Origin of the sequence: Sinomonas cyclohexanicum (assembly GCF_020886775.1) — a bacterium.
Classification (GTDB): Bacteria; Actinomycetota; Actinomycetes; order Actinomycetales; family Micrococcaceae; genus Sinomonas; species Sinomonas cyclohexanicum.
Map to the genome: position 1 here is coordinate 1161238 of NZ_AP024525.1, position 13102 is coordinate 1174339.

The window sequence follows — 13102 nt, forward strand, 5'->3', positions numbered from 1 at the left end:
GAGCGCACGACGGCGAGTGGTCGCCGTCGTGCTTGACCTCACCGGCGGCGCCGGGGTGAAAGCCATCGTCGTCGCCAGGCCGGAGATCTACGCCACCCAGCCCTACGCCGCCGTCGACGCCCCGAGCAGCCCCGACAGCGCAGCCGCGGAGGCCTTCAGATCGGTGATGTGCGGCCCGGCAGCCGAGGTGTCCAGGACCCCGACCGGGGCGACGAGGGCGAGCGTCGCGATGACGTTCCCGCCGGCGTCGAACACCGGCGCGGCGACCGCAGCAACACCGTCGATGACGGCCTCGCTCACGGAGAACCCGGCGCCAACAGCATCGGCAAGCTGCCGCTCCACCTCGCCGCGCGCGGCGCCGAGCTTGGCGAGGGCCCGCTCGCGCACGACGGGCGAGCCCCACGCGAGGAACGCGAGCCCCTGGGCGGACTGGGGGCCGAGCGGGGCCCCGATCCGCACCGTCATGTTCACGGACTTCCCGGCCGGCTCCTTGGAGGCGACGGCCACGGCACTCGAGCCCGTCCAGAGCCCGAGCACCGCGGTCTGGCCGGTGCGCTCGGCGAGCGTGGCGAGGAGGGGCTCGGCGACGTCGACGATCTTGGGCCCGGTGAGCATCGAGGCGGCGATGCCCATGATGAGGGGCCCGGGCCGGTAGTCGTTGTCGTTGATCCGCTGCAGGAAGCCCTCGGAGGCGAGGGACTGGAGGTAGCGGTGGGCGGAGGTCCGCCCGATCCCCAGCTCCTCGGCGACGTCGTTGATGCGCACCTCGGTGCGGTCGGAGCCGAACATCCGCAGGATCTGCGCGCTGCGGCTCACCACCTGCAGGCCGCCGGCCGGCGCGGCGTCGTCCCTCTCCGTTGGCATAGCCCACACTCTAGCCCGTGCGCCGGCCCGCACTGGCGCTGCCGTCACGGCTGACGACGCTCGACGGCGATCGTGTGCTCGGCGAGGTCGCGATCCTTGGTCTCGGGTCCCCACAGCGCGCCGACGATGAGGCAGATCCCGCCGACGGCGAGCAGCACGGTGGGCGTGAGCTTGAGCGGCATGAGCCCTGCGAGGGCGGCCATGTAGAAGGCGTAGAACGAGGGGATGATGAGGGCCAGGGAGTAGCCGACGCCGTAGCCGGTCGCCCGGATCTCCACGGGGAACCGCTCGGACATGTACGCCCCGATCGCCCCGAAGGCCGGGATGCCGAGGAGCGCGATCGCCGTGACCGCGACGGTCGCGGCCCAGAAGCCCTTGACCGCGCCGGAGGCGAAGACCACGAACAGCGGGATCGCCAGCAGCGAGCCGACCCCGCAGAGGACGAAGAACGTGCGGCGTCCGATCCGCTGCGAGAGCATCCCGAACAGCGGGTACGCCACGGAGACGACGGCGAACGCGATGATCATCAGCGTCGAGGTCTGCACCGCGCTGAGGCCCGTGGTGGGGGCGATGGTCGGCGGGAGGATCACGATCGAGGCGTTGGAGGAGAACCAGACGCCGGTCATGAGCAGGAAGGCCTGCGCGAGCGGCTTCCAATTGTGCCCGGCCACGAGCTCCTTGAAGGGGTTGACCCGCTTGGCAGTGGTGTTCTCCCAGGCCGGGCTCTCCTCGACGCCGCGGGCGTAGGCGACCGCGAAGCCGATCGAGATGACGGCGCCGACGATGAACGCGATCCGCCAGCCCCACTGCGAGTAGGCCGACGCCGGGCTGCCGGCCGGTGCGAAGGTGAGCACGAGCAGCGTCAGCGCCGAGATGACCACGTAGGAGGACGGGAACCCGAGCGCGATGAGGCCCGCGTTGCGGCCGCGGTTGCGCTTGGCCGAGTGCTCCATCGCGAGCGGGACGGCGCCGGTGTACTCGCCGCCGAGGAACACCCCGCCGATGAACCGCAGCACGATCAGTGCTACCACGCCCGCGATCCCCACCGACTGGTAGCCCGGCAGGGCCGCGATGAGCCCGGTTGCCACGCCAGCGCCGGCGACGGCGGTGACCGTCGCCTTCTTGCGCCCCACCTTGTCCCCGAGCCAGCCGAAGATCACCGACCCGAGCGGGCGCGCCACGAGCGTGGAGGCGAAGACGAGGCCGCCGAGGATCGCCGTCGTGCCCGCGTCGATCGAGCCGGGGGTGAAGAAGGCCATCGCCGGGGCGAGCGCGATCACCGGCAGGTAGATGTCGAACATGTCGATGAAGAAGCCGGCGCTCGCGCCGACCACCGCGCGGCGCTCGTGCCCGGATGCTGCAGTGCCCACAGTGCCAGTGTGGCGGTGCGTGGCGTGCGCGGTCACCGCTGGCCGCCCAGCGTGAGGGGCTCCTTGGCGCACAGGTTGGCCACCCACGCGGTGAGGTGGGCGTAGTCGGCGCGCGGCGGGACAAAGATGTCGATGTTTACGCACGGGCCGGAGGTCACGTCGATGTAGTGCTCCTTGCCGCGCTCGACGAGCATGAGGTCGCGCGGGCCCATGCGGTGGGCCACGCCGTCCACGTAGTAGTCGGCCTCGCCCTCGAGGATGAAGACGAGCTGGTCGAAGTCCTCGTGCGAGTGGGGGCGGAGCTCGAGGCCCTTCTCCACGGTGTTCCACACGATCATGACCTCGTCCGTGGCGTAGGCCTTGCGGGTGATGCCCGGGCGGGCGACTTCGAGCGGGACGTCGTCGAAGCTGACGACCTCCGAGTAGAGCGATTCGTTGAGGGACACCGCGATCTCCTTTGACCTTGTGTTCCGTTTTTCGGAACAGCTTGTGCGCAATGTGGAACGAGCGTAGCATCGTGATCACGGTCACTGTCAATGCCCCCCAAGGGCAGAACCCCACGGAAGGACAGCAACGATGCTGAAGCCCGCAGACCATGAGTCCGTCACCATCGACGACCCGGAGGTCGCCGCGATCCTGGACGGCGCAGTCGACCTCCACGTCCACCCCAGCCCCTCGCCGTTCCCGCGCCGGCTGCCCATCGCCGAGGCCGCGTGGCAGGCGCACGAGGCCGGGTTCCGGGCGATCCTGGTCAAGAGCCACCACCACTCGATGGTCACGGACATCCGCGCGGCGTCCGAGGCGCTCGGCGGGCTGCCGATCCCGGTGGTCTCCGGCGTGGCGCTGAACAACTACGTGGGCGGCCTCAACCCCTACGCGGCCGAGCTCGCGCTCGCCCAGGGCGGCCGGATGGTCTGGTTCCCCACCATCTCCTCGCACGCCCACATCTGCGTGCACGAGGCCGAGGGCCAGAACATGCGCTTCCCCACCAACAACCTGGGACTGCGCCACACCACCGAGATCGGCATCCTCGACGCCGAGGGCGCGCTCAAGCCCGAGGTCCTCGACATCCTCGAGGTGATCAAGGCCCACGACGCGATCATGTCCTGCGGCCACCTCGACGCCGACCAGACCGAGCGGCTCATCGAGCAGGCCTCCTCCATGGGCATCAAGCGGATCCTCGTGAACCACCCGAACTTCGTGATCGGCGCCGAGCCCGAGCGGGTGCGCCGCTGGGTGGGCCTCGGGGCGCGGATCGAACACTCGATCTGCCAGTACGACGACCGCACCTCGTTCTACCAGTGGGGCCTCGACACCCTGCTGGGCTTCGTCAAGGCCGCCGGTGTGGAGAACACCCTCCTCGGCTCGGACCTGGGCCAGGCGAACAACCCGCTGCCGGTGGACGCCTACGCGCGCATGGTCCGCGGCCTGCTGGACGCGGGCGTGTCCAAGGAGGACGTGCGCCGGCTCATCGCGGACAACCCCGCCGACCTGCTGGGGATCTGATGTCCCTCCCAACCTCCCTGCGCGGCCTCATGGCCGAGCGCCCCGTCCTCGGCACGTTCCTGAAGATCCCGCGGTTCGAGATCGTGGACATCCTGGCCCTCTCCGGCTTCGACTTCCTGGTCTGCGACTACGAGCACTCGCAGATGTCGGTCGGGGAGGCATGCGACGTCGTGCGGGCCGGCCGGGCGCGCGGCCTTCCGGTCCTCGTCCGGGTCCCCGCGCTGGACCGGGGCGACATCAACCGCCTGCTCGAGGCCGGCGCCGCCGGGATCCAGCTCGCCCGCGGTTCGGGGCCGGCGGCGGGGGAGCTGCGGAAGCTCGTCTCGTACCCGCCGCTGGGGACCCGGTCCGTCTCACTCGCGCAGCCGGCGGCGGACTACGGGATGGGCGTGACCCTGGCCGGGCACTTCGAGCGGTCCAACTCCACGGTGCTGGCGGTGGGGCAGTTCGAGACCGCCGACTACGCCGACGGGATCGACGCCGCCATGGCCGCCCTGGACGTGGCGTTCATCGGGCCCGTGGACCTCTCCGTGGACCTCGGCACTCCGGGGGAGCAAGACTCGGCGCCGATGCGGGCCGCCGCGGAGGCGATCGAGGCGGCCGCTGCGGCGCGCGGGGTTCCGATGGGCATCTTCGCCGGCTCGGCGGAGGCCGCGGCCGACGCCGTGGCGCGCGGCTACCGCTACATCGTCGCCGGCTCGGACCTGACGATGCTCGCGGGCGGGGCGAGGCAGTTCAGCGGGTTGCTGCAGGCAGCCGGTGGTTGAGCGAGGCCGAAATCTCGGACGACGGCGGGTGCCCGGCTCGTGCGGGCCGGGCACCGACGTCACACGGCACGGGGGATGAACCGACTCAGATATGCGCGAAGCGTGGGGTCGCAGACATAGACGTACGTGCCGAGCATTCCGCGCGTGAGCAGAACGCCATAAATATTGACGATGTACTCCAGTAGTTGCTCGTCCGAATACACGATGCCGAGCCGGGGATTGTTCTCCTTGCCCTTCTTGTCGTGATAGTTGCTTCGGTCCGCCACGATACGCCGCAGTGCGGGGTCGTACGTCAGTTCCGGCCCGATGATGACGCCCGCGTAATTGAGGTCGTACCCCTGCACGGTGTGGATTGATCCGACTTCGCTGACCGACTTCGGGGAGTTGATCCAGTCGCGGTCCGTCGAGTTCCAGCGGAGCCTGCAACCGTCGACCTCTATGTCGTACGCCTTCGGGTTCTTCTTGCTCACCCAGGGCCACGCATAACCGGCGACGAGTCTCGCCAGCTTGGACTCATGCTCCTTCTCACGGATCCTCGTGAGCATGGCCGTCAGGTCGTCGTAGAGCGCGAACTCGTACTCGCCGAACCCCTGAGGCTGGGGCGCAGAATCAGTGAGCATCGACCGGACGTAGGTTACGTAGTCCTCACCAGCCTGAAGGCGCATCTGGGTCAGCAGCGGGTACAGGCGGTGGTCGTCCTTCGCCTCTGAGAGCAGAGATTTCATGCGCTCTTTGGGCAGGTCGGCGGGACGAACACTTTGGGCGGCATCGACCAGGAAGATCTGATGGTTGCTCTGCTTCTTGATCCAATCGAGCTGGGTCAGGGCATCGTCGTCCGACCCGAACAGGCGCTCGTTGATCGTCTGGAAATCCCTGTTGCGCACACCCGAGGACTGGTTCGCACGCTGCGAAAGTCTGTGAGCCTCGTCGACGATCAGCAGGTCGTATGGTGTTTCGCTGAAGCCGACGTCGAACTGCGAAAGGACCATGTCTTTCGTGAGGCCGGGCGTCTTGGCGAAGACGTTTTGGATCGATTGGCGCAGGGACTGCTGAGGGACTACGAGCGCCACGCGGAAGTCGCGGAGCAGGTCCGGGTACCCTTCCAGAAAGTACTGGGCGAAGATCGAGTCACTCTCGACGACGTCTTCGTTGTGGTGAGATCGGATGTCGGTGAGCAGCTTCATGAGGTAGATCGCAACGATGGTTTTGCCCGTGCCCGGGTCACCTTGGATGACGATGGTGCTCGATCGACGGTTCTCGAGATCCTCGAAAAGGCCCTCCAAGATGTCGTTGACTGCCCCCGCCTGGTCTTGCGTCAGCGCCTTGAAGGGAGAGAGCTTGAAGAGGTCGCTGTTGACGATCTGAGGAATCGTCTGGCTGAACATTCCCTCCTTGCGGAGGGTCTCGAAGACTTGGTCGAACGTCTGCTGGTACTGACCTCGGTCGTAGTAATCTGCATCGGTGATGCCTTCGTTGCGGTTCTCCACCGTGAATCTGCCGTCGCCGGCGAAGAACCGGATGAGGTATGACTCGAGATCGAGGCACGCCGACTTGTTGAAACGGTCATCTACAATCACTCGAACGGCATGCAGGCCGCCACGCCCGTTGGCGATGTGCTGGGTCATGCGAGTTGCTGCATTCAGCGACTCGCCGATGTATATGCTGCTGTCGTTGTTCAGCGTGTAGACCACCGGCCAGTTCCGATGGCGCGCGTCCCCATCTGCCCACACCTTGACCGACTCGCTGTCGAGCGCGAGGCGCTCGATCCTAAAGCTGGTCATGCTTGGTACTCCGCCCCCGGGAACGTTCGACCGGGTACTTCGCCCGAGTGATCTCGAGCTTCTCCAGCACGATGTCATACGGATCAAGCTCCAGCCTATCGGCTAGGAGCAGGCAATAGGTCAGTACATCCGCCAGTTCGTGGCGAACGGCTGCGATGTCTTGCGGCTGGCCCCACTGGAAGCACTCGAGTAGCTCACCGGCTTCGACGGATACACTCTTTGCGAGATTCTCAGGGGAGTGAAACTGGCCCCAATCTCGTTCACACACGAAATCTCGAAGAACCTGCAAGAGGCGCTCAAGCCGGTCGTTACGCACGCCGCTACGCTATCAGAGCGCTCCCGCAGACCCGCTTGGCAGCCCCGCTTACGCAACCCTTCCAAGGGACACTTTGGGGGAGCCGCACTGGGGCAGCTCCATTATCTCGCGATGAGCGGCGATTGCTGTCGAGCCGATTCAGGTCTGCGTGGGTGCAGCCTCGCCGGCAAGGGCGGATAACAGTTTATCACTCGGGATGAACTAGCCTCAGGGGAAACCGGTCGAGCCGAAACGCAGTGCCATCTTCCGCCTACTAGCCTGCGCATCAAGTCGTCGAGACTGCCGTCTGCGGCGTGTTGATGGACCGCGCAGTGCCTTATCGGTCGGCTGCCCCCAGGTCGGTGTACCGACTGCCGGGCGTGGGGTGGTCCGCGAAGCCTCTCACTGCTGCCTTAAGCTGGTGTCGTCGACCATGCATCGGAACGGCGATAACTAAGGTCTTGTGACCGTTCCGTGCCAATTGGGGGGGGTATTGATGAAGACTGCGTTTTGCGAGGGCACCCTCGTTGATGCAACGCAACTAGTACAACTTAGCGCAGAGCAGCTCAGACTCATGCGAGATGCCGGATTTCAGTGCAGCTGCGGCGAACGGGCTGTTTTCGTTCAACCGAGCCGGCACGGCCGCAGCGCCTGCTTCCGAAGCAAGCATCGAAACGCATGTGATCGCCGGTCACGCGATGGCGAAATCGATGCTCCTTCGACAGGTGCACATTCATCTGAACTGAACCTAGCGGAATCTATCACTATCAAGCTCGGTCTCCCCCAACACGCCGGTGGCACGCGATCTGCGCTGAGTAGCCCCGGAAACCCGGGGACGGCAGATAGGGCGGCTAAGGCGGCCTCCATGCGCTTGAGTGATATCCATCAACTTCTCTTGAACGCCAACCTGTCAGAAAGTTCTCGGCTGGTGGGCGGCGAGAAGGAGAGCGCGAAGATCGAAGCAAAACGATACTTCCGTCGCTTCGCAACTCTCGGACTAAATGAGAAGAATACGGCGATCGCCTACTTCGGCGACATCTCGAGCTTCGGTGGGGCTCAGACTGATGATGTAACGTTTGTGCGGCTCGTCCACGCGGAACTTCCGCACCCTCCGTATGTTCTCATTAGAGGAGCCGGGATCCATCAAGAGGTGAGCGCACGGTTCGGCCCCTGGGCGGATTTGGCCGGCGGCAGCGTGCTTGTCGTTGGAGTGCTTCAGAACGATCGTCGAGGAATCCCATTCATTGTTCCCGTCGATATCGACCATATTCATTTTCTCAACAAACAGCAGGTTGACCCTATAGCCAAATAGGCAAACGACAATACAGCTGCCAAACACCGAGTCAGAATGCATGGGTGAGCATCCACCAAGAATTCGTTCCACGCCTGACGAATCAAGATTGGCCTTTGATGGGCGGCCCAGACCGCTGTAAGCGTGGTCGCACAATCACCAAAACTCAAGCTATCGAACGTTGCGCTCGAAGGCATACTGATATTCCTCTGTGCCGGCTCCGCGCCCGATAGAATTTGGTCCAAATTCCTTTGCGGCGCGATTCATCACTCCAGCAAAACGAGTGATGGAAGGCAACCGAAGGTCGATTCGTTCGCCGTCGCTTGTGCGCCCCTCCGCAGAGAGGAGCTCGGATCGAGTTAGTCCGTGGGGATTGGGCAGGCACATAACTCCTCCCGAGCGTATATATACAGCGCGCTTCGAGAGGGCTCGATGGACGGTCGAGGCCAGCCAGCCATCGAACGCCTTCAGCTGCTCCTGATCGTCTGCTAAAGGGAAGTAGGACATGATTCCAGGAAAGCGAACTCTTTTAACTTCCCCGCGCTCAAGTTCGCGAACGCGATCCTCGGTCAAGTTGCCGTAGAGATACCGTCGTAGCTGCATGATTAAGACCACGTAGTCCCGGTCGACCGACGGCGCGACGCGGACATCGCGCAACGTCCCCGCGCGGGCATCCCTTAGGAGATTCATCCAAATGAGGTCTTGGACGCGGTTCTTCATTCGGGCGATCACCCCATCGCGGAGACCTACCTTGCCCCTAGAAAAACGGTATCCAACAAAATTGATTGACTCGGTGCTCTGAATTTCGGAGCGTTCTCCGCTTGGTACAAATAGTCGGATTCCGGGTGACTTCTTGGGGTTCAGGGCAGACCCCATTTGTTCACTGGAATTTTTGAGTGCGTTCACCGCTTCGCATATTTGACTGTAGTCCCGAGACCAGATGAGGGTGTCGTCCGCGTAGCGAGCAAATCCGACGCCTAGCCGCTCGAGGGCGCGGTCCAAGTCGAATGCCGCAGCGTTCGCCAAGAAAAGCGAAGCTGCAGTTCCTTGGGGCAGTCCTCTCCGTGGTTTCGATGGATCGATCTGCGCCTGACTTTCGTATCGGCCTGTAGGCTGGAGTGGGGCGGCAAGAAGGCTCTCAAGGATTCTTTTCTCATGCACACTTACTAAGAAGGGATGCGAGTCAAGTACCCTCCAGATGTGATCATGCGAAATTGAATCGAAGAACTTCTTGAAGTCGTATTCTGCAACGAAAATCCGTTCGGAAGTCGAGAACTCGCCGCAAATATACTGGATGGCATCGTGAGTGCTGAGATCACCGCGATAAGCGTACGAGCGGGAGCTCATTAGCGCGCGGTTTTTTTGTAGGAGGCTTGCATACACCTCGCGCGAAATTAGAGTGTCGGCTATTTGGAAGACGGACACGGTCCTAAATTCCCCATCGGCCTTCGGGATGCGGTGAGCAATCGGTGGTTTCGGGTGGTAGTCGTCCTTCCGAATCGCGAGGTTCACCGCGCGCACGATGGTCTTCGCCCGCGAGCGCACAACGTACGGGTTGAAGCCGTCGTCGGCGCTCCAGTAGTCGGGGCGCCTGATGGTGCCTAAGGATTTTGTGGTCGAGCGGCGGTTGCGCCGGACGTCCTCACTTCTGAGCTCTCGGCAATAGCGCTCATGTTTCTGGATGAGGCGACGGCACTCCGCTTCCAGCACCTCGACTGTTAGTTCCGGGCGCATGGGCCAGCCTCCTGTCCGTGTGGAGGCGGCTGGGCCAGGAAAGAAAATACGCTACCCGCAGCGAAACTGTTCGGCAGTATCGCCCCAAGCGCTCAACGCGCCAAACCTGGCACCAAGCCTCCCCAGCCCTGCTGGGCCCTGTTATCGTACTACGTCAGAAGCGAATAGATGGACGTTGTAAAAGCCGGGCCGTGCGCAGGGCAACACGGTGTTGCCGATGGTGCGGACCGCGGCCAGCTGGCAAGGGCCCACTCTAAACCCCCAGATAAACCGTCTTACCCCACGTGTAGAACTCCACCGCACTCCGCCCCTGCTCACGGAACGTGTTCGTCGAGGAGTCCTTCACCCCGCCGAACGGGACATTGAGGTCCAGTCCGGACGTGGGGCGGTTGACCTTCACCACACCGGCCTGGGCCCGCGCCGCGAAGTCCGTCGCCAGCGCCAGCGAGTCGGTGCAGATCCCGGCCGTGAGCCCGTACCGCGACGCGTTCACGGCCGCGAGCCCGGCCCCGTAGTCCGCCACCTCGAGCACGGCGACCACCGGCCCGAACACCTCCTCGGTCACGATCGGGTCGTCCGCCGCCATCCCGGCCAGCACGGCCGGCGGGAAGAAGAGCCCGCCGACGGGGTCGGCGTCATGCGTCCCGGCCAGCAAGACAGCGCCACGCGAGACGGCGCCGCGCACGGCGTCGGCGTCCTGCGCGAACTGCGCCTCGCTCACCACGGCACCCATCCGCGCCCCGTCGAGCCCGTCCCCGGGCGCGTACCCGCCGGCGAGCCGCACGAGCGCGGCGGTGAACGCCTCCCGCACCCCCGGGGTGGCGTACACGCGCGAGGTCGCCGTGCACGCCTGCCCGGTGAGCCCGAACGCCCCGGCCGCGACCACCGCGGCGGCCGCCTCCGGGTCCGCGTCGTCGAGCACGAGCACGGCGTTCTTCCCGCCCATCTCGAGCTGCACCCGGGCCCGGCGCCCGTCCAGGATGCCCTTGAGGTGCAGGCCCACGGCCGTGGACCCGGTGAAGGACAGCCCGGCCACGCGCTCGTCGCGGGCCAGCGCCTCGCCCACTACCCGGCCGCGGCCGTGGACCACGTTGAACACCCCGTCCGGCAGCCCGGCGTCCGTGAGGGCCCGGGCCAGGTGCGTCGCGGACAGCGGGGTGAGCTCGGCCGGCTTGAGCACCACGGCGTTGCCGGAGATGAGGGCGGGCGCGGCCTTCCACGCCGGGATCGCGATGGGGAAGTTCCACGGGGTGATGAGCGCGAAGACTCCCATCGGCTCCCGCCGGGTGGTGATCGTGGTGCCCGGGGTGCCGGAGGGCAGCACGTCCCCGGACGGGGCCCAGCCGAGCGAGCCGAAGAAGCGCAGCACGTCCGCGGCGCGCTTGACCTCGCCGCCGGCCTCGGCCAGGGTCTTGCCCTCCTCGCGCACGAGGTCCGCGGCCACCTCCCCGGCGCGCTCCTCGAGCAGGGTCGCGGCCTTGAGCAGGATCGCGCCGCGGGCCGGGGCGGGCAGCGCCGCCCAGGCGGGCTGGGCGCGCACGGCCGCGGCGACGGCGGCGTCCGCGTCGTCGGCGGTGCCGGCGGGGGAGAGGGCCACCACCTGGCCGGGGCGGGCGGGGTTGGTGCGCTCTGTGGTCGGGGTGCCGGTCCAGGCGCCGTCTATGAGGTGGCGGGCGACGCCGGGCTCGCGGCCCGCGCTCTCGGCTTCGGTGGCGCTGTGGTCTGTGGCGAGGGTGGTCATGGGGGCTCCTTCGGGGAGGGAAGTCAGGTCAGAGGCTGCGGATAAGGCCGCCGTCGCACCGCAGCGCGACGCCGGTGATGTACGAGGCGGGCGCGCCGCACAGGAACGCGGCGGCGGCGCCGAACTCCTCGGGCGTGCCGTAGCGGCGCGCGGGGATGGTCTTGCGCGACTCGAGCTGCACGTCCTCGACGGCGAGGCCGCGGCGCTTGGCCGCGGCCGCGTCCAGCTCGGCCACGCGGTCCGTGGCGATGCGCCCGGGCAGCAGGAGGTTCACGGTCACGGCGTCCAGCGCCACCTCGGCCGCGAGCGTCTTGAGGTACCCGGCGAGGGCGGCCCGGCCGGTGTTGGAGACGGCGAGGTTGGGCAGGGGAGCGGTCACGCCGCTGGACCCGACGGCCAGGACCCGGCCCCAGCGGCGCTTGCGCATGCCGGGCAGCACCCGGGTCACGAGGGCGTGCTGCGGGCGGACCAGGAGGTCGAACGCGCTCGCGAGCTCGTCCGCGCCCATCGCCGCCGCGGCGCCGGGCTTGGGCCCTGGGCCGTTGAGCACCGCGATGTCCACCGGCGCCCCGAGCGCCTCCTCGGCCCGGTCCACGGCCGAGACCGCGCCCTCGGGGCACGTGAAGTCGGCGGCGACGGCGACGGCGCCGGGCAGCTCCGCGGCGATCCGCTCGGCCCGGTCCCTGCGCCGGCCGGTGATGGCCACGCGCACGCCCTCGGCGGCGAGGGCCCGCGCGACCGCGAGGCCGAGCCCGCCCGTGGACGCCGCGACGAACGCGGTGCGGTCCGAGATTCCGAGGTCCATCAGCGTCCTTCCGTCGAGGCCGTGCCGGCAGTCGAAACAGTGGCCATCAAACGCCCGAGCTCCCCAAGCGCGGCGGCGAGCTCGCCGGCCAGCACACCGGCGAGCTCGGCCGGGAACGGCGCGGCGGGCGGGCGCACCGAGGCGTCCGCGATGAGGCCGCGCCGCCGGAACAGCTCCTTGCGCAGCGCGAGCGCGATCCGGGGCTGCTGCTCGAAGTTCACGAGCGGCAGGAACGGCGCGAAGACGGCGCGGGCCGCCTCCGGCCCGCCGCGCTCCGCGGCCCGGACGGCGGCGACGAGCGCCTCCGGCACCGAGAACCCGGTCATGGCCCCGGCGGCGCCGGCGGCGAGCTCGTCCAGCAGCCCCTGCCCGCCGAGCCCGCCGAACACGGGCACCGCGGCACCGGAGAGCCGGGCGATGTTCAGCGCCGTGGGCGGCGCCTCCGCCTTCACCGCCGCGATGAACGGGCACCGGCGCACCACGTCGGCTATCGCCGCCGCGGGCACGCTCACCCCGCTCGCGGCCGGGTAGTCCTGCAGCACGATCGCGGCCCCGGTGGCGCGGTGGATGCCCTCGAGGTGTGCGGCGAGCACGCCCGGGCTGGCCGTGTTGGCCTGCACCATGACCGCCGCGAGCCGGCCCCCGAGGGCCGCCTGGGCGGCGAGGACCTCGTCGATCGCCGGGCGCGTGCCCAGGGCCGTGACGCCGGCGACGATCGGCAGGGACGTCACCTCCGCGGCGGTCTCGAGCACGAGGGCCTTCTCCGCGATGCCGAGCGAGGCGGCCTCGCCGAAGACGCCGAGCAGGGTCAGGCCCACGGCGCCCACGGCCTCGTAGTGCTCCGCGAGCTGGGCGAGGCTGTCCGCGTCCACGTCCAGGGCGCTGCCGGCGAACGGCGTGGGGACCACGCCCCACACGCCGCGCTCGAGATGCTGCGTCATGCTCTTC

General features: G+C 67.2%; 13 protein-coding genes. 4 read left to right on the forward strand and 9 right to left on the reverse strand.

What is annotated here, in order from left to right; genetic code table 11:
* Positions 1-102: 102 nt before the first annotated feature.
* Genes SCMU_RS05460 through SCMU_RS05470 form a run of 3 tightly spaced genes read right to left on the reverse strand, consistent with a single transcriptional unit; the run spans position 103 to position 2680 of the window.
* Complete coding sequence (locus SCMU_RS05460) at positions 103-864, reverse strand: IclR family transcriptional regulator (protein WP_229232018.1); 762 nt, start codon at positions 862-864, stop codon at positions 103-105.
* A 44-nt stretch (positions 865-908) separates the two neighbouring features.
* Positions 909-2234, reverse strand: a complete 1326-nt coding sequence (locus tag SCMU_RS05465; RefSeq protein WP_229232019.1) for an MFS transporter — start codon at positions 2232-2234, stop codon at positions 909-911.
* Positions 2235-2266: 32 nt separating this feature from the next.
* On the reverse strand, positions 2267-2680 hold the full coding sequence (locus SCMU_RS05470; RefSeq protein ID WP_229232020.1) for a cupin domain-containing protein: 414 nt from the start codon (positions 2678-2680) through the stop codon (positions 2267-2269).
* A 130-nt stretch (positions 2681-2810) separates the two neighbouring features.
* Between SCMU_RS05470 and SCMU_RS05475 the strand changes: the two genes are divergently transcribed.
* Positions 2811-3740: a DUF6282 family protein gene (locus SCMU_RS05475; RefSeq protein ID WP_229232021.1), complete on the forward strand. Its 930-nt coding sequence runs from the start codon at positions 2811-2813 to the stop codon at positions 3738-3740.
* The gene (locus SCMU_RS05480) at positions 3740-4507 is read left to right on the forward strand and encodes an HpcH/HpaI aldolase family protein (protein ID WP_229232022.1); all 768 of its coding nucleotides are present in this window, start codon (positions 3740-3742) and stop codon (positions 4505-4507) included. The genes SCMU_RS05475 and SCMU_RS05480 overlap by 1 nt, the downstream gene beginning before the upstream one ends.
* Before the next feature lie 59 nt (positions 4508-4566).
* On the opposite strand, the gene SCMU_RS05485 is transcribed toward SCMU_RS05480, so the two are convergent.
* Positions 4567-6288 carry a DUF2075 domain-containing protein gene (locus tag SCMU_RS05485; RefSeq protein ID WP_229232023.1) on the reverse strand — a complete coding sequence of 574 codons (1722 nt, stop codon included), beginning with the start codon at positions 6286-6288 and terminating at the stop codon, positions 4567-4569.
* Positions 6275-6604: a nucleotide pyrophosphohydrolase gene (locus tag SCMU_RS05490; protein ID WP_229232024.1), complete on the reverse strand. Its 330-nt coding sequence runs from the start codon at positions 6602-6604 to the stop codon at positions 6275-6277. Before SCMU_RS05490 ends, SCMU_RS05485 begins: the two co-directional genes overlap by 14 nt.
* Positions 6605-7164: 560 nt before the next feature.
* Between SCMU_RS05490 and SCMU_RS05495 the strand changes: the two genes are divergently transcribed.
* Together SCMU_RS05495 and SCMU_RS05500 are read left to right on the forward strand one after the other, a co-directional pair.
* Positions 7165-7329 (forward strand): hypothetical protein, encoded by a 165-nt coding sequence (locus tag SCMU_RS05495; RefSeq protein ID WP_229232025.1) that lies wholly within the window; start codon positions 7165-7167, stop codon positions 7327-7329.
* A 119-nt stretch (positions 7330-7448) separates the two neighbouring features.
* Complete coding sequence (locus tag SCMU_RS05500) at positions 7449-7895, forward strand: hypothetical protein (protein ID WP_229232026.1); 447 nt, start codon at positions 7449-7451, stop codon at positions 7893-7895.
* Positions 7896-8045: 150 nt separating this feature from the next.
* On the opposite strand, the gene SCMU_RS05505 is transcribed toward SCMU_RS05500, so the two are convergent.
* The 4 genes from SCMU_RS05505 to SCMU_RS05520 all read right to left on the reverse strand — a co-directional run bounded on the left by SCMU_RS05505 (position 8046) and on the right by SCMU_RS05520 (position 13095).
* On the reverse strand, positions 8046-9608 hold the full coding sequence (locus tag SCMU_RS05505) for a reverse transcriptase domain-containing protein (protein WP_229232027.1): 1563 nt from the start codon (positions 9606-9608) through the stop codon (positions 8046-8048).
* Positions 9609-9861: 253 nt separating this feature from the next.
* Positions 9862-11349, reverse strand: coding sequence for an aldehyde dehydrogenase family protein (locus SCMU_RS05510; RefSeq protein WP_229232028.1), 1488 nt, complete (start codon positions 11347-11349; stop codon positions 9862-9864).
* A 28-nt stretch (positions 11350-11377) separates the two neighbouring features.
* Positions 11378-12154 (reverse strand): SDR family oxidoreductase, encoded by a 777-nt coding sequence (locus SCMU_RS05515; protein WP_229232029.1) that lies wholly within the window; start codon positions 12152-12154, stop codon positions 11378-11380.
* Positions 12154-13095 (reverse strand): dihydrodipicolinate synthase family protein, encoded by a 942-nt coding sequence (locus tag SCMU_RS05520; protein ID WP_229232030.1) that lies wholly within the window; start codon positions 13093-13095, stop codon positions 12154-12156. The genes SCMU_RS05515 and SCMU_RS05520 overlap by 1 nt, the downstream gene beginning before the upstream one ends.
* Positions 13096-13102: the final 7 nt, after the last annotated feature.

Excerpts from the sequence above, each read along its gene's own strand:
- SCMU_RS05460 (WP_229232018.1), bottom strand. The coding sequence starts at position 864 with ATGCCAACGGAGAGGGACGACGCCGCGCCGGCCGGCGGCCTGCAGGTG.
- SCMU_RS05475 (WP_229232021.1), top strand. The coding sequence starts at position 2,811 with ATGCTGAAGCCCGCAGACCATGAGTCCGTCACCATCGACGACCCGGAG.
- SCMU_RS05480 (WP_229232022.1), top strand. The coding sequence starts at position 3,740 with ATGTCCCTCCCAACCTCCCTGCGCGGCCTCATGGCCGAGCGCCCCGTC.
- SCMU_RS05485 (WP_229232023.1), bottom strand. The coding sequence starts at position 6,288 with ATGACCAGCTTTAGGATCGAGCGCCTCGCGCTCGACAGCGAGTCGGTC.
- SCMU_RS05495 (WP_229232025.1), top strand. The coding sequence starts at position 7,165 with ATGCCGGATTTCAGTGCAGCTGCGGCGAACGGGCTGTTTTCGTTCAAC.
- SCMU_RS05500 (WP_229232026.1), top strand. The coding sequence starts at position 7,449 with ATGCGCTTGAGTGATATCCATCAACTTCTCTTGAACGCCAACCTGTCA.
- SCMU_RS05505 (WP_229232027.1), bottom strand. The coding sequence starts at position 9,608 with ATGCGCCCGGAACTAACAGTCGAGGTGCTGGAAGCGGAGTGCCGTCGC.
- SCMU_RS05510 (WP_229232028.1), bottom strand. The coding sequence starts at position 11,349 with ATGACCACCCTCGCCACAGACCACAGCGCCACCGAAGCCGAGAGCGCG.
- SCMU_RS05515 (WP_229232029.1), bottom strand. The coding sequence starts at position 12,154 with ATGGACCTCGGAATCTCGGACCGCACCGCGTTCGTCGCGGCGTCCACG.
- SCMU_RS05520 (WP_229232030.1), bottom strand. The coding sequence starts at position 13,095 with ATGACGCAGCATCTCGAGCGCGGCGTGTGGGGCGTGGTCCCCACGCCG.